This is a genomic window from Algoriphagus sp. (assembly GCF_029254265.1).
Lineage (GTDB): Bacteria > Bacteroidota > Bacteroidia > Cytophagales > Cyclobacteriaceae > Algoriphagus.
On the sequence record NZ_JAQWXX010000102.1, the window covers coordinates 1 to 23,043 of the forward strand.

Annotated in this window: 20 protein-coding genes and 1 pseudogene; 19 read left to right on the forward strand and 2 right to left on the reverse strand. The window is 41.5% G+C overall.

Annotation, left to right across the window (positions count from 1 at the left end; translation table 11 throughout):
- The 5 genes and pseudogenes from P8O16_RS15615 to P8O16_RS15635 all read left to right on the forward strand — a co-directional run.
- A pseudogene (locus P8O16_RS15615) lies at positions 1 to 96 on the forward strand (IS1595 family transposase); the annotation flags it as partial.
- A gap of 707 nt (positions 97 to 803) precedes the next feature.
- Positions 804 to 1,016: a hypothetical protein gene (locus tag P8O16_RS15620; protein WP_300316371.1), complete on the forward strand. Its 213-nt coding sequence runs from the start codon at positions 804 to 806 to the stop codon at positions 1,014 to 1,016.
- Entirely contained in the window at positions 1,013 to 1,168 is a 156-nt protein-coding gene (locus P8O16_RS15625; protein ID WP_300316372.1) for a hypothetical protein, read from the forward strand. The genes P8O16_RS15620 and P8O16_RS15625 overlap by 4 nt, the downstream gene beginning before the upstream one ends.
- A gap of 9 nt (positions 1,169 to 1,177) precedes the next feature.
- Entirely contained in the window at positions 1,178 to 1,585 is a 408-nt protein-coding gene (locus P8O16_RS15630) for a Fic/DOC family N-terminal domain-containing protein (RefSeq protein ID WP_300316373.1), read from the forward strand.
- On the forward strand, positions 1,561 to 2,271 hold the full coding sequence (locus P8O16_RS15635; RefSeq protein WP_300316374.1) for a Fic family protein: 711 nt from the start codon (positions 1,561 to 1,563) through the stop codon (positions 2,269 to 2,271). Before P8O16_RS15630 ends, P8O16_RS15635 begins: the two co-directional genes overlap by 25 nt.
- 147 nt (positions 2,272 to 2,418) lie before the next feature.
- Here the strand turns inward: P8O16_RS15635 and P8O16_RS15640 are convergent, their stop codons facing one another.
- Positions 2,419 to 2,550, reverse strand: coding sequence for a cysteine peptidase family C39 domain-containing protein (locus P8O16_RS15640; RefSeq protein ID WP_300316375.1), 132 nt, complete (start codon positions 2,548 to 2,550; stop codon positions 2,419 to 2,421).
- Positions 2,551 to 2,617: 67 nt separating this feature from the next.
- Positions 2,618 to 5,350 (reverse strand): carboxypeptidase-like regulatory domain-containing protein, encoded by a 2,733-nt coding sequence (locus tag P8O16_RS15645; RefSeq protein WP_300316376.1) that lies wholly within the window; start codon positions 5,348 to 5,350, stop codon positions 2,618 to 2,620.
- Between the two features lie 705 nt (positions 5,351 to 6,055).
- Here P8O16_RS15645 and P8O16_RS15650 point away from each other — a divergent pair.
- From P8O16_RS15650 to ftsZ, 14 genes are all read left to right on the forward strand, one after another.
- Positions 6,056 to 7,282 carry a TCR/Tet family MFS transporter gene (locus tag P8O16_RS15650; RefSeq protein WP_300316377.1) on the forward strand — a complete coding sequence of 409 codons (1,227 nt, stop codon included), beginning with the start codon at positions 6,056 to 6,058 and terminating at the stop codon, positions 7,280 to 7,282.
- A 416-nt stretch (positions 7,283 to 7,698) separates the two neighbouring features.
- The gene (mraZ, locus tag P8O16_RS15655; RefSeq protein WP_075350248.1) at positions 7,699 to 8,133 is read left to right on the forward strand and encodes a division/cell wall cluster transcriptional repressor MraZ; all 435 of its coding nucleotides are present in this window, start codon (positions 7,699 to 7,701) and stop codon (positions 8,131 to 8,133) included.
- 3 nt (positions 8,134 to 8,136) lie between these two features.
- Positions 8,137 to 9,048 carry a 16S rRNA (cytosine(1402)-N(4))-methyltransferase RsmH gene (gene rsmH / locus P8O16_RS15660; RefSeq protein ID WP_300316378.1) on the forward strand — a complete coding sequence of 304 codons (912 nt, stop codon included), beginning with the start codon at positions 8,137 to 8,139 and terminating at the stop codon, positions 9,046 to 9,048.
- The gene (locus tag P8O16_RS15665; RefSeq protein WP_075350250.1) at positions 9,045 to 9,431 is read left to right on the forward strand and encodes an FtsL-like putative cell division protein; all 387 of its coding nucleotides are present in this window, start codon (positions 9,045 to 9,047) and stop codon (positions 9,429 to 9,431) included. Before rsmH ends, P8O16_RS15665 begins: the two co-directional genes overlap by 4 nt.
- Entirely contained in the window at positions 9,428 to 11,530 is a 2,103-nt protein-coding gene (locus P8O16_RS15670; protein WP_300316379.1) for a penicillin-binding protein, read from the forward strand. The genes P8O16_RS15665 and P8O16_RS15670 overlap by 4 nt, the downstream gene beginning before the upstream one ends.
- Positions 11,530 to 12,993 (forward strand): UDP-N-acetylmuramoyl-L-alanyl-D-glutamate--2,6-diaminopimelate ligase, encoded by a 1,464-nt coding sequence (locus P8O16_RS15675; protein ID WP_300316380.1) that lies wholly within the window; start codon positions 11,530 to 11,532, stop codon positions 12,991 to 12,993. The genes P8O16_RS15670 and P8O16_RS15675 overlap by 1 nt, the downstream gene beginning before the upstream one ends.
- A gap of 1 nt (position 12,994) precedes the next feature.
- A complete protein-coding gene (gene mraY, locus P8O16_RS15680) occupies positions 12,995 to 14,206 on the forward strand; it encodes a phospho-N-acetylmuramoyl-pentapeptide-transferase (protein WP_300316381.1) in 1,212 nt (403 codons plus the stop codon).
- An 8-nt stretch (positions 14,207 to 14,214) separates the two neighbouring features.
- The gene (murD, locus tag P8O16_RS15685; protein ID WP_300316382.1) at positions 14,215 to 15,561 is read left to right on the forward strand and encodes a UDP-N-acetylmuramoyl-L-alanine--D-glutamate ligase; all 1,347 of its coding nucleotides are present in this window, start codon (positions 14,215 to 14,217) and stop codon (positions 15,559 to 15,561) included.
- Positions 15,558 to 16,724, forward strand: coding sequence for an FtsW/RodA/SpoVE family cell cycle protein (locus P8O16_RS15690; RefSeq protein WP_075350255.1), 1,167 nt, complete (start codon positions 15,558 to 15,560; stop codon positions 16,722 to 16,724). The genes murD and P8O16_RS15690 overlap by 4 nt, the downstream gene beginning before the upstream one ends.
- Positions 16,725 to 16,753: 29 nt before the next feature.
- Positions 16,754 to 17,836: an undecaprenyldiphospho-muramoylpentapeptide beta-N-acetylglucosaminyltransferase gene (murG, locus tag P8O16_RS15695; protein WP_300316383.1), complete on the forward strand. Its 1,083-nt coding sequence runs from the start codon at positions 16,754 to 16,756 to the stop codon at positions 17,834 to 17,836.
- Positions 17,833 to 19,245 carry a UDP-N-acetylmuramate--L-alanine ligase gene (murC, locus tag P8O16_RS15700; RefSeq protein WP_300316384.1) on the forward strand — a complete coding sequence of 471 codons (1,413 nt, stop codon included), beginning with the start codon at positions 17,833 to 17,835 and terminating at the stop codon, positions 19,243 to 19,245. Before murG ends, murC begins: the two co-directional genes overlap by 4 nt.
- On the forward strand, positions 19,242 to 20,000 hold the full coding sequence (locus tag P8O16_RS15705; protein ID WP_300316385.1) for a cell division protein FtsQ/DivIB: 759 nt from the start codon (positions 19,242 to 19,244) through the stop codon (positions 19,998 to 20,000). The genes murC and P8O16_RS15705 overlap by 4 nt, the downstream gene beginning before the upstream one ends.
- Positions 20,001 to 20,010: 10 nt before the next feature.
- Positions 20,011 to 21,321 (forward strand): cell division protein FtsA, encoded by a 1,311-nt coding sequence (ftsA, locus tag P8O16_RS15710; RefSeq protein WP_300316386.1) that lies wholly within the window; start codon positions 20,011 to 20,013, stop codon positions 21,319 to 21,321.
- Positions 21,322 to 21,419: 98 nt separating this feature from the next.
- Positions 21,420 to 23,042 (forward strand): cell division protein FtsZ, encoded by a 1,623-nt coding sequence (gene ftsZ / locus P8O16_RS15715; RefSeq protein ID WP_300316387.1) that lies wholly within the window; start codon positions 21,420 to 21,422, stop codon positions 23,040 to 23,042.
- Position 23,043 lies beyond the last annotated feature (1 nt).

Sequence of the window (23,043 nt, forward strand, 5' to 3'; positions counted from 1 at the left end):
CGAATTAATCGCTCCCAGAACAAAGACACCATCTTCAATAATCTAATCATCAGAATGGTAAAAGCAGATAAAATGTATATCTCAAATATGATATGATGTTAAGCGGACACCTCTATCAAAAAATTAATAACCTATAAAGATTTATTGTGTGTTGAATTCTAAAAAAGACCAGCTCAATGAGTTGGTCTTTTTTTAGATTCTATTCACCATGCTTTGGCATAGTCAAATCACCTTTCAACCCGGATTATGCATTAGAATCTGTAATGAGAGCTCAAACCGCAAGAAAATCAAGTATTTAGCGAATGAGGCATAGCACCGCTACGGTGATTGAGCTAAATGCAGCAAAGCGATTGATTTTGAAGCGGTTTGGGCTCGTAATAGGAATTCTAATGCATATTTCGGGTTCAATGGCCTAGAGAAAAATAGTCGTCATAAAAGATAAATCTTTATGGCACTTAGCCACCAAAAAGGAGAAGATTAGGGCAATTTTTTATGGCGAAAATAAACGATTAACCGCAGTCCGGGAAGCCTCTTTTCCGAAGGCTCTTCTTTTTGCGTGGATTGTGTTGAAAACTCTTTACGTTACAAGCCATTAAAGTATCATCAACGTATCAATATGTATCATATCGTATCGAACCCCCTCTGGGCGTAGTCAAATCATTGCGTTGGACTACATCTAGTCCAATCCATTATCCTACTACTCCCAGAGGAGCTTAATTATCTAAATCTCTTGACGAGCTAACCATTAATTCCGTAAATTCAAGAAAAAAACCATAGCAAACCTCACTTTAAACAACAAATCATTGGAAAAGTATTTCGGTTTATTGAAAGGTTTGGATAATCTTTCCAAGAAAAAACTGATCATTAAATTGACTGAATCTCTCGATGTAAAAGAAGAGAAGGTTGATTTTCGAGCACTTTTTGGAGCGTGGAATGATGATAAAGATTCCGATGAAATCATTAAAGAGATCAGAGAATCTAGAATAGAAAAAGCAGAAAATGCTGGTTTCGAATGAAGTACCTTTTAGACACAAATATTTGCATCCATTTTTTAAGAGGTAAGTATGGATTGATAGAAAAGTTTGAACAGTTAGGGACTTACCGTTTTGAAATTTGGCATTGGTTTGATGAAAAATTGCCAAATGGAATCGCTGAATATGCTATCTAAATTTAAACTATGGCTACAAAATCAAATAAAGCATTTAATAATCTACCTATTCTTCCTCCAAAACAATCTCTGGTGGAAACAATTGCTATTTTAAAACAGGAAAGTAAATCAGCAGTTGCTTTGGCAGAATTAAAGGGTCTTACAAACACTTTACCCAATCCAAATATTCTTATCAATGCGGTTATTTTAAAAGAAGCACAAGCTAGTTCTGGAATTGAAAATGTAATCACAACTCAAGACAAACTTTACCAAGCTTTATACGCCAAATCTGCTAAGCCTGACGTAGCAACCAAAGAGGCTTTACGATACAGGGAAGCACTTATCATGGGCACTCTCTTAATCAAAGAAAAGGGTTTTCTGAATACGAACGGAATAATTACCAACAGAAAGAATTGGAAGAAAATAATGCAGGTCTAAGAAAACTCCCAGGAACGGCATTAATCAACGACTTGACAAATGAAATAATTTATACTCCTCCTGATAATTTTGATACGATCAATGATTTGATGAAAAATTTGGAAGAATATCTGAATAAAGATGCAGATGATATTTCACCATTAATCAAGTTAGCCATTCAACATTATCAATTTGAAAGCATCCACCCTTTTTATGATGGAAACGGTAGAACTGGTAGGATTATCAATGTTTTGTATTTGATTTTAAAAGGAATGTTAAACGAACCTGTTTTGTATCTGAGTTCTTATATTATCCAAAACAAAGGAGATTATTACCGATTATTACAGGAGGTTCGGACTAAAAATAACTGGGAAGATTGGATTCTTTATATGCTCAAAGGCATAGAACAGACAGCTCAAAGCACCATTAAGCAAATCAACCAAATCAATCTACTTTTCAACGAAACACAAAAATTGGTGCAGGAGAAATTACCTAGAATCTATTCGAAAGATTTGATAGAACAGCTTTTTATCCATCCGTACTGCAAAATTGAGTTTTTAGTGGAAAATCTAAAACTGAATAGAAAAACCGCTGGAAGTTATTTAAAAAACCTTGAAGAGTTAGGGGTTTTGGCAGCAGAGATCAAAGGAAAAGAAGTGATTTACGTGAACATCAAGCTTTATAAATCGCTAAAAAAAGGATTATGAGAACGTGGGTAAACTTTACTCACGTCTACAAAACGTGGTTAAAAAACAGCAAAAAATGGACACGTTTAAAAAGCGTGGGACATTTTGGGGTATTTAATAATCAACTATATACCTAATTCTTATTTACTAAATTTCTTAATCCTTTACTCAAGTCTCAGAGATTTCCCGAATTTCTTTAATGGATATCAGCTTACCATAGTGCTTGGCTATTATCCGAAGACAGGTGGGGCCACAGTCTTTGGAGTCGGGCTGCTTGTAGTAAGGGAAAGACTTTATCAAGGTTGATTTAGTTATTTAAGTACAAAAGTAAAAATCTACAGGTTTTAATAATTAGCGAATTTGACAACTATTTTTCGATGTGAATAACCTTATAAATCACCTCCCCATCCAAAGTCCTGCCTTCAACCTGGATTCGGAATCGGTTAATCCCATAAGGAACTTTGACTTGCACTTGATAAACTCCGTCCTGAGTTTCCGCCAGCGGATCCCAATAAATAGTTGGCTTTTTAATTAGGTATCGATCTGGTGAAGGTGACTTTTGGAACTCAGGAAAAGCGGTAAAACCCGGAATAGTGAAAAACTGAAAGCCTTCGGAATTGAATTTGGTCTGCTCTTGAGGCTTTGTCCTAGATCCCTTTATGGTTTCTACCATGATCACACCAGCATAACCGGCCATTCCGAATATGGTAGAATTAAATGTATACACTTTTATAGACTTTAATTCTGTCGGAAAATACGTTTCTAAAATCTCAAATGGAACTTGAGCTCCGTCAACAATTAATAAAGGTGGCCCAGTTTTTTGCCCAGAATTATAATTTCCAATTCTTTCTCCCCGAATATTAAGCCGTTGATTTATAGCTTCTGGAGTCATTGTCGCCAATTCCTTCTCATTTACTTCCCGATCTGGGATACCGTATCCGTAATTTCGCTCTGCCATGGTCTCTCTCTCCCGAGTTTCCTCTTTGACAAACTCTTCCATAAGAATAAAATCCCCAGATACATCCAAGAAGTACTCATCAGAAGGAATAGGGGTTTTCTGATAGTTTAGTGTATAAAATTTGGAATTGAATTCAGGCTTTTCTATTTCAAAAATCTCCACAGTCCCAAAGGGCTTAAGCGCTTTATTAACAGCGGCAATTGCTATTTGGGCAGTATCTTGAAAAGTCAAACCCGTTACCCAAAAATTACCCAGGGAGTCTGGCAATACTTGACCAAAGTCTTCCAAGTCTCCTTGCACTACGGTGATGGGACTGATCAGCGGTTGACGCTTATTGTCCGTCTTAAATTTTCCCTGAATGGATACTCCATACTCTACAGGGTAGTTGAAGCTACTCTGTAAGGTGTCAGGTAAGTCCTCGGCGAATGACTCAATAGCTTGATCAAGTCGAATTTCTTGATTCATCTGTATCACTTGGACAGGATCCGAAATGGAAAATATAAACTCAGCCTCAATTGGATTCTCGAACTCGTCAAGGAACTCCAATTTCAAATCCATCACTTGATAGTTCAAGGAATCAGTAAGAGTTATGTCAGAATTTACATCGATAGTGCCTTGGGGAAATATAGATTCATCAGTTTCCAATTCTGGTCTAAATCCCTGCTCCATTACTATAAGAGGAAAGACAAACTGATCGCCTTCAGGAAAATTGTGATTCCAATGAGTATACGCTCGGATCATGTAATCCCCAGGTTTCATATTCTTAGGTAAGACCATCCCACCAGAGATTTTACCTTTTTGGATTGCGAAATCGGCCGATTGAATGACCTCGGAATTTTCCTGTAGAATATCCACATGTACCAATCGGCTTAGCGAATCAGCCAGAAATGCCTCTTTATAAAGCATACGCCCACCGATCCAAGCTGTTTCACCGGGATAATAGTACGGCTTGTTCATCGCAATCCAGACTTTTTCACGAAGGCGGTTGACTTTGAGTTCGGATTTGAAAACCGACATTTCTGCTTGTGGCTCAACAGCCACAAAATCAGCCCCAAGCGTAAAGTCATGAGGTAAAGTCCTTGCCACCCCTTTTCTCCCAAAATAGCCAAAAACAACAAGCTGAGTGGGATTAATTAGATTACCTTTTCGATCAATATCATAAAACCCATCTGGAGCTTTTATCCAACTGATGGGATGGTAAATATTCTTATAGTAATCATTTGACCATTTCTTGTCCAAGTGATGGATTTCCATCCTGTTTGGTAGAAAAATCCTATAATTCCCGTCTCCTATCGGCCTCCTTAGGATGGAAGTATTTTTAACTGGCAAAATAGTTTTATTAAGCTCTTCAATAAAATTGTCCGTTATCCTCCGATCCAATCCACCAGAGGCCACTTCAAACATCGCAAAGTAACTTGAGTCGGGTGAATTGAGCAGAATGGATTGGTTGAGATGAACTAAAGAACCTAGATAATTGGATTGTCTTGCATTTGCCCAACTTGAGTTTTTTTCTGAACCGGATTGAATCAAGGGTTTGTAAAATACCTGACCGTAGAAACTTGAACCACTTCGCATCATTCGAAAATCTTGAAGGTAATATTCAATTTCGTAGCCGAGTGCATGATTGTTGATTATCAATGGCTCCTGTGCTGAAGCCTGAAGATAATTAAGTCCCTTTTTTACTTTGATTTTTTCAAAATCTATGACCCAGGGGTTCAGAATTTCAATCTTTGATTTATAGGGATCATCGGAAACTGCCAAAAATATATCCTCAAACTTCTTAAGGTCTCTTTCCCAAGACTTATCCCGCTTGGCTTTTAGCTCAATTTCAGAAAGATTTGACTCGTTAAATGAAAGCTCAAAAATCACTTCCACTTTGCTTTTTCCCTCAAAAGAAACCGTTTTGACCTCCGTCACATAGCCCACAAATGAAGCGACCAGTTCGATCTGAGCAGGGAAATCACCGGATAAGCTAAACTTTCCGGCTTCATCGGTCGCGATTCCCCGCGTGGTATTATTGACAAAGACATTGGCAAAAGGAAGCGGAAGGCCAGAGCCTTTTTCCACCACAATACCGGTTATTGTTTGACTCTTTAGCGTCAAGGTGAAGCACCAAAAAAGAACTGCCAAAAAAACTCTCATCTTGAAAAAAATCACACCATTAAATCATAAGTAGAATATAAAAAGAAAATACGAGTCACAATAGACTTAGTTTACACCTACGACAAGTTATTTGTTTTTTGGATTAAAAAAATGGTTTTCACACCCTGTTTATTAGTCATTTTTCTTGCCCATTATTTTTCCAAGCGCGGAAAGCTTGAATAATAGAAAAAGATAATAGAATTGTCTGCAATGATGCCAATAAAAAGATGAAAGCAGGATAAGAATTTTGAAGACAATGGTTAAGCAAAATTTCAAATCGACTTCCTAATTTGCTCCGAAGGAGCCAAACCATTCATGACCCTGTACGAAGTGCAGGGTATCCATAGAATTCCCTTCCATTAAGCCCTAAAGGGGCGAAACTTCAGCGATTCGTCCCTTCAGGGCTCCTTATTTTGTTGTCATTTTACCCCTGGCTATACCGTGAGTTATGAATTATTTTGATTTTTCGGATCTAAGACTACCAAATTTTGACCTCCCTATCTACCAATCAACATAATTAGCTTACTGGTGTAAAAGCGGATAAACATCAAAGAGAATCGGGACTTCTAATTACACCACTGAAGAAGTCGGGTATTTATCGAATGGAAGACTTAATCCGAGATCAGGTATTTATTTTGAAATGAGTCAATGAAAATGATGATATTTCAAAACCTCCAATTAATATAGCGGGTTGTTTGAAAACTCATGGCTGACAAATCCAATCGCGCACTGCTCTTTATCTTTATTACGATCCTGGTCGATGTGATTGGATTGGGAGTAATCATTCCAGTCGTTCCAAAATTAATTGAGGACTTGACTGGCGAAGGGCTTAGCGAAGCTTCACGGTACGGAGGTTGGTTGATTTTTTCATTTGCAGCGATGCAATTCCTTTTTTCGCCAATTATGGGAGGGCTTTCGGATCGATTTGGTCGAAGACCTGTTTTGCTCTTTTCCTTATTTGGGTTGGGTGTTGATTACATTTTCCATGCATTTGCTCCGACTTTATTCTGGTTGTTTGTTGGCCGCCTGATCGCCGGGATGTTTGGAGCGAGTTTCACCACAGCCACCGCATATATCGCAGATATCAGTACTCCGGAAAAGCGTGCCCAAAACTTCGGTTTGATTGGGGCTGCTTTTGGACTGGGATTTATAATTGGTCCAGTCATTGGCGGTTTGGCTGGAGCGGAATTTGGCCCCAGAGCACCATTTCTGGTTGCAGCAGGACTTTCTTTAGTGAATGTTTTGTATGGAGTATTTGTGCTTCCGGAGTCACTTCCAGAGGACAAAAGACGTGCCTTTAATTGGAAACGAGCGAATCCAATTGGTTCATTAAAGCAATTGAAAAAGTATCCAGTAGTCTCAGGCTTGGTGGTTTCTCTGGTCCTAATTTATTTGGCCGGACATGCAGTTCAGAGTAACTGGGCCTATTATACCATGTTTAAGTTTGAATGGGATGAAGCTATGGTAGGCTATTCACTTGGGGCAGTGGGACTTCTGGTCGCATTAGTGCAGGGAGGTCTGATTCGAATTGCAATTCCCAAACTAGGTCCGTCACTGGCAGTTTACATTGGGATTGGGCTTAATGCAGTTGGCTTACTCTTTTTTGGAATGGCCTCAGCAGGTTGGATGATGTTTGTTTTCTTGGTGCCCTATTGCGTAGGAGGGATTTCCGGACCGGCATTGCAGGGAATTATTTCGAGTCAAGTTCCATCCAACGAGCAAGGAGAATTACAGGGCGCATTAACTAGTCTGGTGAGTTTGACTGCCATCGTTGGGCCTGTTATGATGAATAGTATTTTTGCCTATTTTTCTTCGGATCAAGCTCCGATTTACCTTCCAGGAGCATCGTTTTACCTTGCTTCTTTTTTGACAGTCATCAGCTTATTTTTCGCTTATCGGGTGCTTTCTACGCGATTGATAAATGCAGGCTAACTCCAAAGATCCAACTTAATTCAAGTAATTGGAGATCAGTATTGATGTGAATTCTTTTTGTGGAAAAGCCGAATTGGGATTTTGCTCCACTTTTAAGAGGTAAAATAATTTTTATGGGATTTTGCTCCACTTTTTGAGAAATCAACTTTACCGAATAGGTTGGTTAAGGAGCTTAGTACCCGTATTTAAGCCTAATTATGCCAAAAATAGCGTTTTGCTTTGCCTCTTAAATCCTTTTTAATCAAGAATATACCCCACGAAAAAAAATTGAAATTTTCATGATTTTATTGGGTTGAATGAAAGTTTTGGCTACTTTTAAATTAAAGTGGGAAAAAGTGGGGGAAAGTGGTAGAATGTGTAATGCATTTTATTACTTTTGTCTTTACCACTTATATCAATCATAAGTACCAAAGCAAATGTTCAATAGTCAATACGATTGTAAGCTAGACCCGAAAGGACGTTTGGTATTGCCAGCCAAGATCAAGGCGGCGATTCCAGAGGCCAATGGTTCTGCGCTTATGCTTCGGATGGCAGAGGACAAATGTTTGGCACTGTATCCGATAGTGGAATACAAAAAGCTGGAAAATCAAATCAAATCGCTCTCCATCAACAATGCAGAGCAGCGAATGCTCCAGCGGTCATTTTTCATCAGCAGCGTGGAGGTAGAGCTTGACAGCGCAGGAAGATTGCTGATTCCAAAGGTATTTCAGAATTATGCTAGTCTTGAAAAGGAACTGGTAGTAGTTGGTATGGGATCTCGAATCGAAATCTGGAATCCTGATACCTACCTGCAGCATATTATTTCTGATCCTGCGGACTTGTCAAGTTTAATGGAAAAATATCTCTCATAAGCCATGGCAACGTCTGTTTATCATATTCCAGTCATGCTCGCCCAATGCACTGAAGGATTGGCTATTGATCCCAACGGGATTTATGTCGATGTGACTTTTGGTGGCGGCGGACATTCGCGAGAGATTTTGAGGCATTTGGATAAAGGCCATTTATATGGATTCGATCAAGATGCAGATGCTGAAGCAAATATTCCTGCCAGCGACAACTTCACTTTTGTGGCGGCAAATTTCAGAGATCTGAAAAAATACCTTCGTCTCTATGGAGTATCCAAGGTAGACGGGATTTTGGCTGATCTAGGGATTTCTTCACATCAGATCGATGAGCCTTCGAGAGGATTCTCAACACGATTCAGTGGAGATCTGGATATGCGAATGAATCAAGCTGCTGAGATTTCGGCAAAAGAAGTTTTGAATACTTACGATGAAGGTAGGCTTCATAAGATTCTAGGGATCTACGGTGAGATCAAAAATGCTAAAACTTTGGCGCAAGCTATCGTCTCTGAGCGGGCATCTTCACCATTTGAGACTACGGAAGGCTTTACCGCATTTTTGAAAAAGTACGCACCAAGAGGGAAAGATTTTAAGTACTACGCTCAGGTATTTCAGGCTTTGCGTATCGAAGTGAACGATGAAATAGGTGCTTTGGAAGACTTGCTGATGAATGCCTTGGAAGTTTTAAAGCCCGGAGGAAGGTTGGTAGTGATGAGCTATCATTCTCTGGAAGACCGCTTGGTGAAAAACCTGATGATCAAAGGCAAATTTCAAGGTGAGGTAGAAAAGGATTTTTACGGGAATCTGATACGTCCACTTGAACCTTTGACAAGAGGAGCAATAGTGGCAGATGAGGAAGAAGTAGCTGCTAATCCAAGAGCAAGAAGTGCTAAACTCAGAATCGCAAAACGAACCGGAAAATGAGTCAGAACACATTCAGGAAGAAATTGAAGAAAGGCAATGCTACCAAAAGTAGCAGTCCTGGAAAATCTATTTTCACTTGGATCGAAGAGAAGCTGGATGTCACTGGGATTCTTGGAGAAGGTGTTCCGGTACAATTTGTCCCTCCAATTGGATTTGTGGCCTTATTGGCATTGATCTATATCTGGGGAAATCACCGGGCTGAAAACATGGTCCGCAAAATCGAAAAAGCGCAGCAGGAAGTAGAAGATCTGAGAGCAGATGTGACCACTCTTGAGGCTGAAGTCATGCTTTCGAGTATGCAGTCTGAAGTGGCCAAACGAGTTGCTAACCAAGGAATAGAAGAATTGAATCATCCTCCTATAAAAATCGAGGTAGAGAAGTGAATGTAAAACAATCCATATTGATCCGAGTGCGGGTGGTATTCATCCTAATCGCTTTGACAGCAGCGGCAATCCCTTATCGGATTACCAAGTTGCAGTTGAAGGATGGAGACGTATGGAGAGAAAAAGCAGAGACTATCAATTTTCAATACCGTGAGGTGCCGGCCACTAGAGGAAATATCTATGCCGGAGACGGGAGCCTTTTGGCGACTAGCTTGCCGTTTTACCGAATAGCGATTGATCCCACTATTGCAAAAAATGATCTTTTTAATTCTGGGATCGATTCATTGGCTAATAAACTTTCGGCTTTTTATAAAGATAAGTCAGCTGCTGCATACAAGCGAATGATCAAAGATGCCCGCTTGGACAACAAGCGTTATTTGGTTTTGAACAGAAAACAGGTCGGCTATCAGGGTATGCAGTTGATGTCTAAATGGCCAATTTTTAGAGAAGGTCGATTGGGTGGTGGAGTTATTTTTGAAAAAGTAGAAAAGCGCTACCGTCCTTTTAATTCACTTGCCAGCCGTACAGTTGGATTTTTGAATGAGGACGAATACGGAGCAGGAATTGAATACAGTTTTAATTCCTATTTGAAAGGCACTGACGGAAAAGCCTTGTTTCAACGATTGGCCGGAGGGAGTTGGAAGCCTGTTTTTGATGCTGAGGATGTCAAGCCAGAGGATGGCTATGATGTGATTACCACCTTGGATGTCAATATTCAGGATGTGGCTGAGACGGCACTTTTACGTCAATTGATTGACCGGAATGCAGCCTTTGGCTCAGTGATCGTAATGGAAGTTAAGACTGGTCAGATTAAAGCTATCTCGAATCTTCAGCGAAACAAAAGCGGAAATGGCTATGGAGAAAACTACAATTTCGCTATTGGAGATCAAGGGAATACTGAGCCGGGGTCCACTTTCAAGTTGCTTTCGATGTTGGCGCTATTGGAAGAAAATAAAATCAGTCTGGATGATAAAGTCGAGACGGGGAATGGGGTACACCTATTTTATAACCGAGCTATGCGTGATGCCAAAAATGGCGGATACGGGACCCTGACTGTAAGAGAAGGATTTGAGAAATCCTCAAATGTGGCTATTTCCAAACTAGTAGATCAGTACTTTGGATCGAGCCCTTCTAAGTTCATGGCGTATATCGAAAAGGCTGGCTTGAATCAGCCCCTAGGTTTCCAGCTTGCTGGAGAAGGAAAGCCATTTTTCAAAAAGCCCGGTGCTAAGGATTGGTACGGTACGTCCCTTCCTTGGATTTCTATCGGCTATGAATCCAAGTTAAATCCGCTTCACACTTTGGCACTATATAATGCTGTCGCAAATGGTGGGAAGATGATGAAGCCTTACATCGTCAAGGCCGTATCGAAAGGAAATACAATTCAGGAAAGCTATGGGCCGGAGGTAATGCGAAAGCAGATTGCCTCTGAAAAAACCATCAAGCAGCTTCAAGAGCTTTTGGAAGGAGTGGTAAGTCGAGGAACTGCAAAGAACATCTCAAACGCGGATTATAAAATCGCTGGAAAAACCGGTACTGCCCAGAAATTGATCAACGGACAATACACAAAAAAGTACTATACCAGCTTTGCCGGGTACTTTCCGGCAGACAGCCCGAAGTACAGCATGATCGTAGTAATCGATAGTCCAGAGGGCTTTGCTGCTTACGGAGGGGATGTTTCCGCGCCAGTGTTTAAAGAAATCGCTGATCGAATTTATGCACTTGACCTAGACTTGAATCCTGGAAGTAAGGAGCGTTTGGCACAACTGGAAGAACTAGGATCGCCTTATGTACAAGCAGGAAAGGCGGAGGAATTACAGGAGATTTTTACCGAACTAGGTCTGAAGGCCTCAGCAATGAACGAAGAGGAGTGGGTGAAAACAGTCTCCAACGGCAGCAATGTTCAGATGCAGATTAATGATACTGACAAGCCAATTATTCCAGACGTATCCGGGCTTTCGCTCAGGGATGCGCTATTCATTTTAGAGAATAAAGGCCTTCAAGTGAATTATTCCGGAAAAGGAAGAGTAAAAGCCCAATCCATTGCTCCAGGAACTCAATTAGTAGGAAACGTAACCATAAATCTTGTCTTAGGCTAATGAAAGTGTTAAAGGACATATTGTATAAGGTATCCCTCACTTCTACTACCGGAGATATGGAAGTTATGGTGAAAGACCTTGCCTTTGATAGCCGGCAGGTTGGTACGGGGACAGCTTTTGTCGCAGTTCCTGGTACCCAAGTGGATGGTCATGATTTTATTGATAAAGCCCTTGAATCAGGTGCTAAAGTTATTGTTTGCCAAAAGCTTCCGAATACTCTAAAAGAGGGTGTGACTTATGTGGAGGTTGTTAATTCGGCCAAAGCACTTGGCATCATGGCAAGTAATTTCTTTGATAACCCATCCGAGAAAATCAAAGTAGTTGCGATTACCGGTACTAATGGGAAAACAACTACAGTGACCTTGCTTTATCAGCTATTCATGCGAATGGGTTACAGCACAGGCCTGCTTTCCACAGTGGAAAATAAGATCAAAGAAACGGTAATTCCAGCTACGCATACTACTCCTGATGCAATCAGTGTTCAGGCTTTGCTTCGCAAAATGGTAGATGCAGGTTGCAGTCATTGTTTTATGGAGGCAAGCTCTCACGCGATTGTACAGGAGCGAATCGCCGGTTTGAAATTAACTGGAGCGGCGTTTACTAATATATCCCATGATCACCTAGATTATCATGGCAGCTTCGATGAATACATCAAAGCCAAGAAAAAACTATTCGACGACCTTCCTAAGGATGCCTTTGCTTTAGTAAATGGGGATGATAAGAGAGGTGCGGTTATGCTTCAAAACTGTCGTGGAACACACCAAACTTTCGCTTTGAAATCGCAAGCAGACTTCAAGGCAAAAATCATTTCCAATACGCTGGAAGGGTTAGAGCTCGATATCAATGGAAAATTGACATGGTTCCGAATGATCGGGGCCTTCAACGCTTACAATCTTCTCGTGGTACTTGGTGTCGCTGAACTTCTTGGTGAGGATGAGGATGAAATCTTATTAGAACTATCAGCTATTCGAGGAGCAAAAGGGCGTTTTGACCGGATAGCAATCGGAGGCATTATCGCCATCGTGGATTATGCACATACCCCTGATGCTTTGGATAATGTCCTCAAAACTATCAATGGAGTGCGAACCGGAGTGGAGCAATTGATTACTGTGGTAGGCTGTGGTGGAAACAGAGATAAGACAAAGCGACCTGTAATGGCAAAGATTGCTGTTCAGGAAAGCAACAAAGTCATTCTCACTTCTGATAATCCGCGATTTGAGGATCCAAATGAAATTCTAAAAGAAATGCAAGCTGGGGTAGGTCCTTCTGAAATCAGAAAATGCCTAACCATCGAGGACCGTCGTGAAGCAATAAAGACAGCATGCATGCTTTCGCAAAAAGGAGATATCATTCTTATCGCCGGAAAAGGCCATGAGGATTACCAAGAGATAAAAGGAGTGAAGCATCATTTTGATGATGCTGAAGTAGTGACAGAATTCTTACAACAACTGACCAAGAACTGAAATGCTTTATCCAATTTTTGATTATTTAGACCAAGTGCTTGACATCCCGGGAACGGGTGTGTTTCGGTATATTTCTTTTCGAGCTGGAATGGCGGCGGTTTTTTCATTGCTGATTACAATCACTTTTGGACACCACATCATTAATTGGATTCGGAATAAGCAAATAGGTGAAACGGTCCGGGACTTAGGATTGGAAGGGCAAGCGCAGAAGAAGGGTACACCTACTATGGGTGGAATAATGATCATAGCCGCTATTCTAATTCCCACACTGCTTTTTGCCAATCTCAATAATATCTACATCATCCTTTTGCTGATCACTACGGTTTGGTTAGGAGGAATAGGCTTTGTAGATGATTACATCAAAGTATTCAAAAAAGATAAGGAAGGCCTAAAAGGAAGATTCAAAATCGTGGGTCAGATTGGAATCGGAATCATTGTAGGAACTACCCTTTATTTCCACGAGGATGTGGTGATCAGAGAATTTACAAATCCTGTCTCCATTGATGAAGGAGTCGTAGAAACCCCCGCATTTCAAGATGTGAAAGTGGCAAAAACCACAATCCCTTTCACCAAAAACAATGAGCTGAACTACGAGACATTGCTTGGATTCCTTGGTGAAGCGATGACCCCATTGCTTTATGTTTTTGTGGTGACATTCATCATTACCGCTGTTTCCAATGGAGCTAATATCACAGATGGAATTGATGGATTAGCCGCTGGGACTTCTGCTATTATCGGTCTTACGATTGCGATTTTTGCCTATATCTCTGGTAACGCCATTTTCTCCCAATACCTGAACGTCATGTATATCCCCAACTCCGGGGAGCTTGTGATTTTTGCATCAGCATTTATTGGCGCTTGCGTGGGATTCCTTTGGTACAATGCCTATCCCGCTCAGGTTTTTATGGGCGATACCGGAAGTTTGATGCTGGGGGGAGTGATAGCAGTATTGGCATTGACACTTCGCAAAGAGCTTTTGCTTCCATTGATGTGTGGCATCTTCCTTTTGGAAACTACCAGCGTAATGATTCAGGTGAGCTATTTCAAATACACTAAGAGAAAATACGGAGAGGGCAGAAGAGTATTCTTAATGTCTCCGATCCATCACCATTATCAAAAGAAAAATATTCCCGAGGCGAAAATCGTCACGAGATTTTGGATTGTCGGCATTTTGCTCGCAGTCATCACACTAGCCACTTTGAAACTTAGATAGGATAATACATGAAACTAATAGCCATCCTTGGAGCCGGAGAAAGCGGAATGGGAGCAGCAATGCTTGCCAAGGTGAAAGGCTATGCCGTTTTCGTTTCTGAGTTTGGGAAGATCTCCGAAGCCAATAAAGCAACTCTAAATGTTGCGGGAATTGAATTTGAAGAAGGGAAACATACTGACGAAATCATCCTAAATGCAGATTTAATTATCAAGAGTCCCGGGATTTCTCCTAAAGTATCAATTGTACAAAAAGCATTTGAAGAAGGAATCGCAGTTATCGATGAGTTGGAGTTTGCACAGCGATTCAGTGCAGGAAGGGTAATTGCAATCACGGGAACGAACGGAAAAACTACCACGACACTCCTCACTTACCATCTTTTGAAATCCGCAGGTTTGGATGTAGGATTGGCTGGAAATGTCGGTAAAAGCTGGGCTGCTCAATTAGTGGATATTGATCACGAATGGTGGGTGATCGAGTGTAGCAGCTTTCAGATTGATGGCTTCTTTAGCTTTAAACCATCTATCGCTATCCTTACCAATATTACCCCTGATCACTTGGATCGCTATGAGTACAAAATGGAGAATTATGTGAATTCGAAGTTTCGGCTTTTTAAGAATATGGCTTCCAATAACTGTGTCATTTTAAATGCAGATGATCGATTATCTGTAAAAGGTACAGAAGGACACAAAATCCTAGCTAACAAATATTGGTTTTCCTTGAATTCTGCGAAGAATGTTAACGGAAACTTTATGAGCGATCAGCTGCTCATTCAGATGGGTGATAAGAGTGCCGTTATTCCTGTTTCCGCAATTCCAATTCCAGGGGAGCACAATGTGATGAATGCGCTTTGCGCGGTTATGGCAGCAACTCTTGCTGGAGTAACTGAATCTGACTTGATTTCTGGGTTGAAAACTTTTGAGAATGCCCCACATCGAATGGAGAAAGTCCTAGAAATCGATGGGGTCTCTTTTGTCAATGACAGCAAAGGGACGAATGTAGAAGCAACTGCTTTTGCACTGGGAAGCTTTCAAAACCCAATCATCTGGATTGCCGGCGGAGTGGATAAGGGGAATGATTATTCGATTCTTGATTCCTATACTTCTGCTATCAAAACCTTGATTTGTCTGGGTAAAGATAATTCAAAGTTAAAGTCAGCATTTGCTGGTTTGATTCCTGATATCAGGGAAACACAGGACATCAATGAAGCTGTCAGCTTAGGCAAGTCACTTGCTGAGTCTGGAGATGTGGTTTTACTTTCTCCGGCATGTGCCAGTTTCGACTTATTCAAAAATTACGAGGACCGCGGGAATCAATTTCGTTCCGCTGTCATGAACCTTAAACGAGCCATCGCATGAACCAAATTAAATCATGGATAGATGCCCATTTTAAAGGTGACCCGATCATTTGGGGTATCGTGATCTTACTTTCCTTGTTCAGTATTTTGGTGGTGTATTCAGCTACTGGATCCTTAGCCTATAAAAATGCTGGAGGAAATACAGAACTCTATCTTTTCAAGCATTCTTTGTTGATCTTCATATCACTTGGAGTTATGTGGATGGCTCATCGTCTTCCTTATAGAAAATATGCGCGCTATGCTCGGGTGGGAGTGATTATTTCTATTCCGCTGTTAGTTTTCACCTACCTTTTTGGATCAAACATTAATGAGGCAAATCGTTGGTTGACAATTCCGGTGATCAATCAGGCTTTTCAGCCATCCGATTTAGCCAAATTAGCTTTGATCGCAGCAATCGCAGCAATGCTTGCGCGAAGACAGAATAATATCAAGGATTTTAAAAGCACCTTCGTACCAATTATTTGTGCGATTGGATTGATCTGTGGGCTGATCGCTATGGCTAATTTTTCCACTGCGATTCTATTGCTCCTGACTTGCCTGATCATCATGTTTATCGGTCGTGTACCTGTCAAATATCTCGCGATGGTTTTACTGGTTGGGGTGTTGGGATTGACGATTGCAGGTTTTACCGGACAGCGGGGAGCTACTTTGATATCAAGAGTCGAGGCTTTTTTCAATGAAAAAGAGATTCCTTTTCAGGCAGAGCAATCATTTATAGCCATTGCAACCGGAGGTGTTTCGGGCAAAGGACCAGGAAACAGTGAGCAGCGAAATTCCCTGCCTCATCCCTATTCGGATTTTATCTATGCAATCATCATTGAGGAGTATGGATTGATTGGAGGTTTTGGAGTGCTATTTCTGTACCTCGCGCTGCTTTATCGCGGAATGCGAATAGTAGCAAATTCAAACAAGGCCTTTGGAGGCCTGCTCTCTGCAGGACTAAGCTTTGCTTTAGTTATTCAAGCATTAGTCAATATGGGTGTGGCAGTGGGATTAGGTCCGATTACTGGATTGCCTTTGCCGCTCTTAAGTATGGGAGGATCTTCCTTGGTATTTACTGGAATCTCTCTTGGGATAATCCTTTCCGTAAGCCGTGGCGATCACTCAGAAGAAATGCAGGAAAGTCCTGCTTTTGCTAAGAAATCAAGACTTAAAACAGCCTAATTATCACTAAGCAACCAACATATCGCATTTTGATCAGTGGTGGAGGTACCGGAGGGCATATCTATCCGGCTATCGCTATTGCTAATGCATGGGTTGAAAAACATCCGGACAGTGATATGCTTTTCGTGGGTGCTTTAGGTAAGATGGAAATGCAAAAGGTGCCCGAGGCGGGCTATGAGATCAAAGGTCTTCCGGTAGCCGGTCTTCAGCGAAGCCTGACGCTTGATAATTTGAAATTCCCGGTAAAGCTGCTGAAAAGCCTCAGACAAGCATCCAAGATTGTGAGTGATTTCAAGCCTGATGCAGTCGTGGGTGTTGGAGGCTATGCCAGCGGACCCGTGCTGTATGCTGCGCAAAGAAAGGGCATTCCAACTTTGGTACAGGAGCAAAACTCTTACGCTGGACTGACTAATAAAATTTTGGCTAAAAAAGCCAACAAGATCTGTGTGGCCTATCCCGATATGGATCGCTTTTTCCCGGGAGAAAAAATAGCCTATACCGGAAATCCGGTAAGGAAAGACATTCTTAACCTAGATGGAAAACGTGAGAAAGGAATTGCTCATTTTAACCTGAAAGAAGATAAAAAAACGATCCTGATTCTTGGAGGATCCCTAGGGGCAAGAACCTTGAACCAAGCGATGCTTGAGGATATGGAGAGACTTGACCAATCAGGGTATCAGGTGATTTGGCAGTGTGGCAAATTCTATTTCAAAGAAATGCTTGCCGCGACAGAAAAAGCTGATTTGGAAAATATCCATTTGAGAGAATTTATCCGGGAGATGGATTTGGCCTATGCAGCGGCAGATGTGATCGTCTCTCGAGCAGGAGCTTTATCGGTTTCCGAACTTTCACTAGTGTGTAAACCGGTGATTTTTATTCCTTCCCCCAATGTAGCTGAAGACCATCAAACCAAAAATGCCATGGCTTATGTGAATCATGATGCTGCTTGGCTATTGAAGGATTCCGAGGCAGTCGGTCAATTGAAAAATAAGATAGATGAAATCCTATCTGATCCTCTAACAGGAGCAGAATTAGGACTGAATATTAAGAGTCTTGCGAAGCCAAATGCGGCTGTAGCAATCGTAGAAGAAATAGAAAAACTAATCGGATGAGCTTCGAAACCATACATAGCGTTCATTTCCTTGGAATCGGCGGGATCGGCATGAGTGCTTTGGCTCGATGGTTCCGACATGAAGGGTTTGCAGTGTCTGGGTATGATCGGACTCCTTCGCCTTTGACTGACGAATTGATCAAAGAGGGAATGACTTTGACTTTCGAAGATTCGATAGCAACTATTCCTCAGGCGATTTTGGATGATCCGGCGACTTCCCTGATCATCTGGACTCCAGCTATGCCAAAAGACAGCGCGCAACTTAATTTCTTCCTTGAAAAGGGATTTCAATTAAAGAAGCGTTCTGAAGTTTTGGGAATGGTCACCAGTGCATTTTATACGATTGCTGTGGCAGGCACACATGGGAAGACTACAACATCATCCTTGATTGCGCATTTGTTGAAAGATGCAGGCAAACCAGTGGCTGCTTTTCTTGGAGGTATCACTCAAAACTATCAGAGTAATTTGATTTTGGGAGAGAAAAACTCAAAAGAGAAGACCTTGGTCGTGGTAGAGGCGGATGAATTTGACCGTTCTTTTTTACGGCTTCATCCTAATGAAGCAGTAGTGACCAGCGCCGATCCGGATCACTTGGACATCTATGGTGATGAGAGTACGATTATCGAAGGATTCCGAGATTTTATCCATTTGATAGACAAAAAAGGAAAACTCTATATACAGCAAAAGGCTGCTTTGAAGCTTGAAGAGTCCAAAATGCCGGCGATTAAAACCCAGGAATATGGTTTGAGATCATCGGGAATCAGAGCTGAGAATATTCAGGCGAGGTCAGGTTCTTTTGTTTTTGACTATTCAGATGGTAAGCGGACAATCAAAGGACTGGAGCTTTTTATTCCCGGTTTTCACAATGTGGAAAATGCACTCGTAGCGATTGCGATCGGCTTGGATCATCAGCTATCGGAAGAACAGATAAGAAAAGGTTTGAGCTCATTTAAAGGTGTAAAACGAAGATTTGAGATTCATGTGAATACCTCCAATCAAGTTTATATCGATGATTATGCGCATCATCCGGAAGAGATCAGGGCTTGTCTAAGCTCAGTTCGGGCGATGTTTCCGATGAAAAAACTAACTGTGATTTTCCAGCCACATCTTTTCAGCCGCACCCGCGATTTTGCTGAAGGATTCTCAGAGAGTCTTTCTTTGGCGGATGAGGTGATTTTGTTGGAAATCTACCCTGCAAGGGAGCTTCCGATTCCTGGTGTGAATTCAGAAATGCTGTTAGATGGGATTCAAGCAAGGAAAAAGACCTTGGTGGCAAAGGCTGATTTGATCAGCTATCTGGAAAATCTTAGTACTGAGGTGATAGTAACGCTCGGTGCAGGAGATATCGATCGATTGGTTCCTTCAATCGCGAGCTTGATTAATGAACGAACAAAAAGATTGGCACTATGAAAAAGGCAAATCTTAAAAAAACAATTGCTTTTGTAGTCCTCAGCTTAGTGCTGGTTGGCTTCATTGGCTTTGTCGAAAAACAAACGCTTTACAAGACTTATCAGGGGAATGAAATTTCCATTGAAGGCGTGAGCGGTGTCTATTTTGTAGAGGAAGCAGAAATATCAAGGATTTTAACTCAGGCCTTTCCGGAATTGAAAACTGGGATTAGACTCGAAGAAGTTCCGATGAAAGCGATTGAACAGCGTCTTGGAAGACATCCATTTGTCAAGTCAGTGGAGGTAATGCTAGGCCAGAAAGGAATTTTAAATATTCATATCCAGCAGCATCAGCCGATTGCTCGTATCGCGCAGCCCTACGGTGCAGATGGTTACATCACCACTGAGGGGAAAGTGATTCCTACTTCCCCTTCTTACACGAGTCGAGTGTTGATTTTGGAAGGGAAATATGCCGAGGAACTCATGGATAAAGGTGAAGTGATAGGTGAAATGCCAGAGTTGATGGACCTGATCACTTTTATCAATGAAGACGAATTTTGGAATGCTCAGATTACTGAAGTGGTCCTGAATTCAAGAAATGATATTCAGCTCTACCAGCAAGTGGGAAAGCAAATCATTGAATTCGGTGATGCATCGAACATCGAAGATAAATTTGACCGAATCTCGGTCTTCTATAAAGAAATTTTACCCAAAAAAGGATGGAATACCTATTCTAGGGTGAGTGTGAAATTCAAAGATCAAATCGTCTGTGAATAAAAGCTTGGATATGGAAAACAGAGAACTAATAGTAGGACTAGATATCGGTACCACAAAAATCTGTGTCATCGTAGGTCGCAAAAACGAATATGGCAAGCTTGAAGTGCTTGGCATGGGTAAAGCCGTTTCAGACGGTGTGGACCGCGGAGTGGTAACGAACATTGACAAGACTGTCCATGCGATCGAAAAAGCTGTCGAGGAAGCATCTGAAATGGCTGACGTTGATATTGTCGATGTCATCGTGGGGATAGCTGGACAGCATATCCAAAGTAAAATCCAGAGCGGCAGCATTATGCGACAGCCATCGGACGACGAGATTACAATCGAGGATGTGAAAAGACTTTCAGGTGAAATGGAAAATATACTTGTGCCTCCAGGAAACACCATTATTCATGTCATGCCCCAGGATTATACCGTCGATTACGAAGGTGGAATCAAAGATCCTGTGGGGATGTCAGGCGCTCGTCTGGAAGCGGATTTCCATATCATTACAGCCCAGACTACCGCCATCAACAATATTAACAGATGTGTTCGAAGAGCAGATTTAGTTTCCAAGCAACTGATTCTCGAGCCTTTGGCAAGTTCACTTTCTGTTCTCAGTGATGAGGAGAAGGAAGCAGGCGTTTGCCTGGTTGATATCGGCGGAGGGACTACAGATATTGCTATTTTTTATGAAAATATCATCCGACATACTGCAGTAATCCCTCTTGGAGGAAATATTATTACCAAAGACATCAAAGAAGGATGTATGGTTATGCAAAACCAAGCAGAACTTCTCAAAACGAAATTCGGAAAAGCGATTACCGAGGAAGCCAATCCAAATGAGATTGTGTCCATTCCAGGTCTGCGAAATCGGGCTCCAAAGGAGATTTCTATCCGTAATCTGGCTTCTATCATCCAAGCTAGAATGGAGGAAATCATTGAAATTGTTCAAAACGAAATCATGCAAAGCGGCCATTATAAGAAGCTTGCTGGGGGAATAGTTTTAACAGGCGGAGGTTCCCAGCTGCAGTTTATTAGTCAGCTTTTTGAATATATGACCGGATTGGATACGCGCATAGGATATCCAAATGAGCACCTTGGTAAGTCAGTTCTGGAGGAAGTAAAGAGCCCGATGTACGCCACTTCTGTGGGATTGGTACTGGCAGGCTTCAAAGATCTGGATGACCGTGACGAATTATACAAAAAGAGAATTGCAAACGGTCAAACTGCACCAAGACGAAAAGAGCCTCGTGAAGTCTTCACTAAGGATATTTTCACCAGCATCAAAGAAAAACTTAAAGGTATCATCAGTGATGATATCGGAGACGAACAATACTAGGGCTTATGATCAGGGAGGTCAATCGCCATGCTGTTGATTTCCCTTTAATTCTCAAAGCTTAAAAATAAACTAGAATTCATTTCACCAAACCAATAAATATGTCAGATAACATGAAAGATTACAGATTTGATCTTCCGAAAAACTCAAAGTCCATTATCAAAGTGATAGGCGTAGGCGGTGGCGGTTCCAATGCCGTGAACCACATGTTTAGCCTTGGGATTAAAGACGTTGAGTTTGTTGTGGTCAACACCGATGCACAAGCGCTTAAGTCAAGCCCGGTACCGCTTAGATTACAATTAGGAGCCAACCTGACCGAAGGTCTCGGAGCAGGGGCTAATCCTGAGCAGGGAAGAAATGCTGCCTTAGAATCAGAGGATGAAATCCGCGAACTCTTGGCAGACAACACGAAAATGGTATTTATCACCGCAGGAATGGGAGGAGGTACTGGTACCGGAGCAGCTCCTGTGGTAGCTAGAATCGCTAAGGAACTCGATATCCTAACAGTGGGTATTGTAACGGCGCCTTTCATGTTTGAAGGCAAGAAAAAGATGAACGTCGCACAGCAAGGAATCGAAGCTCTTCGAGAAAATTGCGATACCGTTTTAGTTATTTTAAATGATAAACTGCGGGAAATCTATGGAAACCTTTCTATTCGTACAGCATTTAGCAAAGCTGACGGTATTCTTTCTACTGCGGCTAGATCTATTGCAGAGATTATCACAGTTCATCAAGATGTGAACGTCGATTTTGAAGATGTAAAGGCGGTCATGAAAAATGCCGGAGCAGCAGTAATGGGTTCTTCTACTGAGGAAGGCGAAGGTAGAGCTATTCGAGCAGCTGATTCAGCAATCTCCTCTCCTTTGTTAAACAATGTGAATATTAAAGGTGCTGAGAAAATTCTCCTTTCGATCATGTCAGGAGAGGAGGAAGAGCTTTCTATGGATGAATTGAGCGAAATTACAGAATATATTCAGGAAAAAGCAGGAGAAAATGCCGAACTAATTTTTGGTCAGGGAATTGATCCAGAATTGGGAAAAGCGATCAGAGTGACTGTCATTGCTACCGGATTCGAAATGGATCGTTTGGGGGGTGGTTCATACAAATCATCAACTTCTACAGCAAAAGAAACGACTCCTGTAGCTGCTCCTATAACTCCAAAGTCCATCGTGATAGAAGAAGAGCCAGTGGAAGAAAAAACTTTAATCGATCTTAACTCTGGAAAGAGTGAAAAAGTAAAAGAAGATGCGGTTGAAGAAGGTTCCAGCTTCACCTTCTCTTTCCCGACTGCATTTGCTACTAGGTCAGCTAAAGCGGCAGAGGCTCCAATGGGAAAGGGTGAAGCTAAAATTGTAGAAAAAAAGCAGCCAGAAGCGTCTGAGAAAATAGTACATAATCTTTTCTCAGATTCGGAAAAAGAGCAACCTTCTATGAAAAAAGAAGAAGCCCCCGCCCCTCTCTTTGCCAATGATTACTACGAACAGATGAAGCAAAAGGCGATTCAGCGTGCGCATGAGCGATTTGAAAAGTTAAAGGGCAATAGATCTCTTAATCCTACTCCAGAGGAGCTAAAGGAGAAATTGGAAGTGCCTGCATATCAGCGTAAGAATGTGGTGCTCAATGAGCCGCAGCATAGCTCAGAACCATCTATCAGCAAGTATAACTTGAGTGATGAGAATGAGATTCTAGGTAATAACAGATTCCTGCATGATAATGTGGACTAAG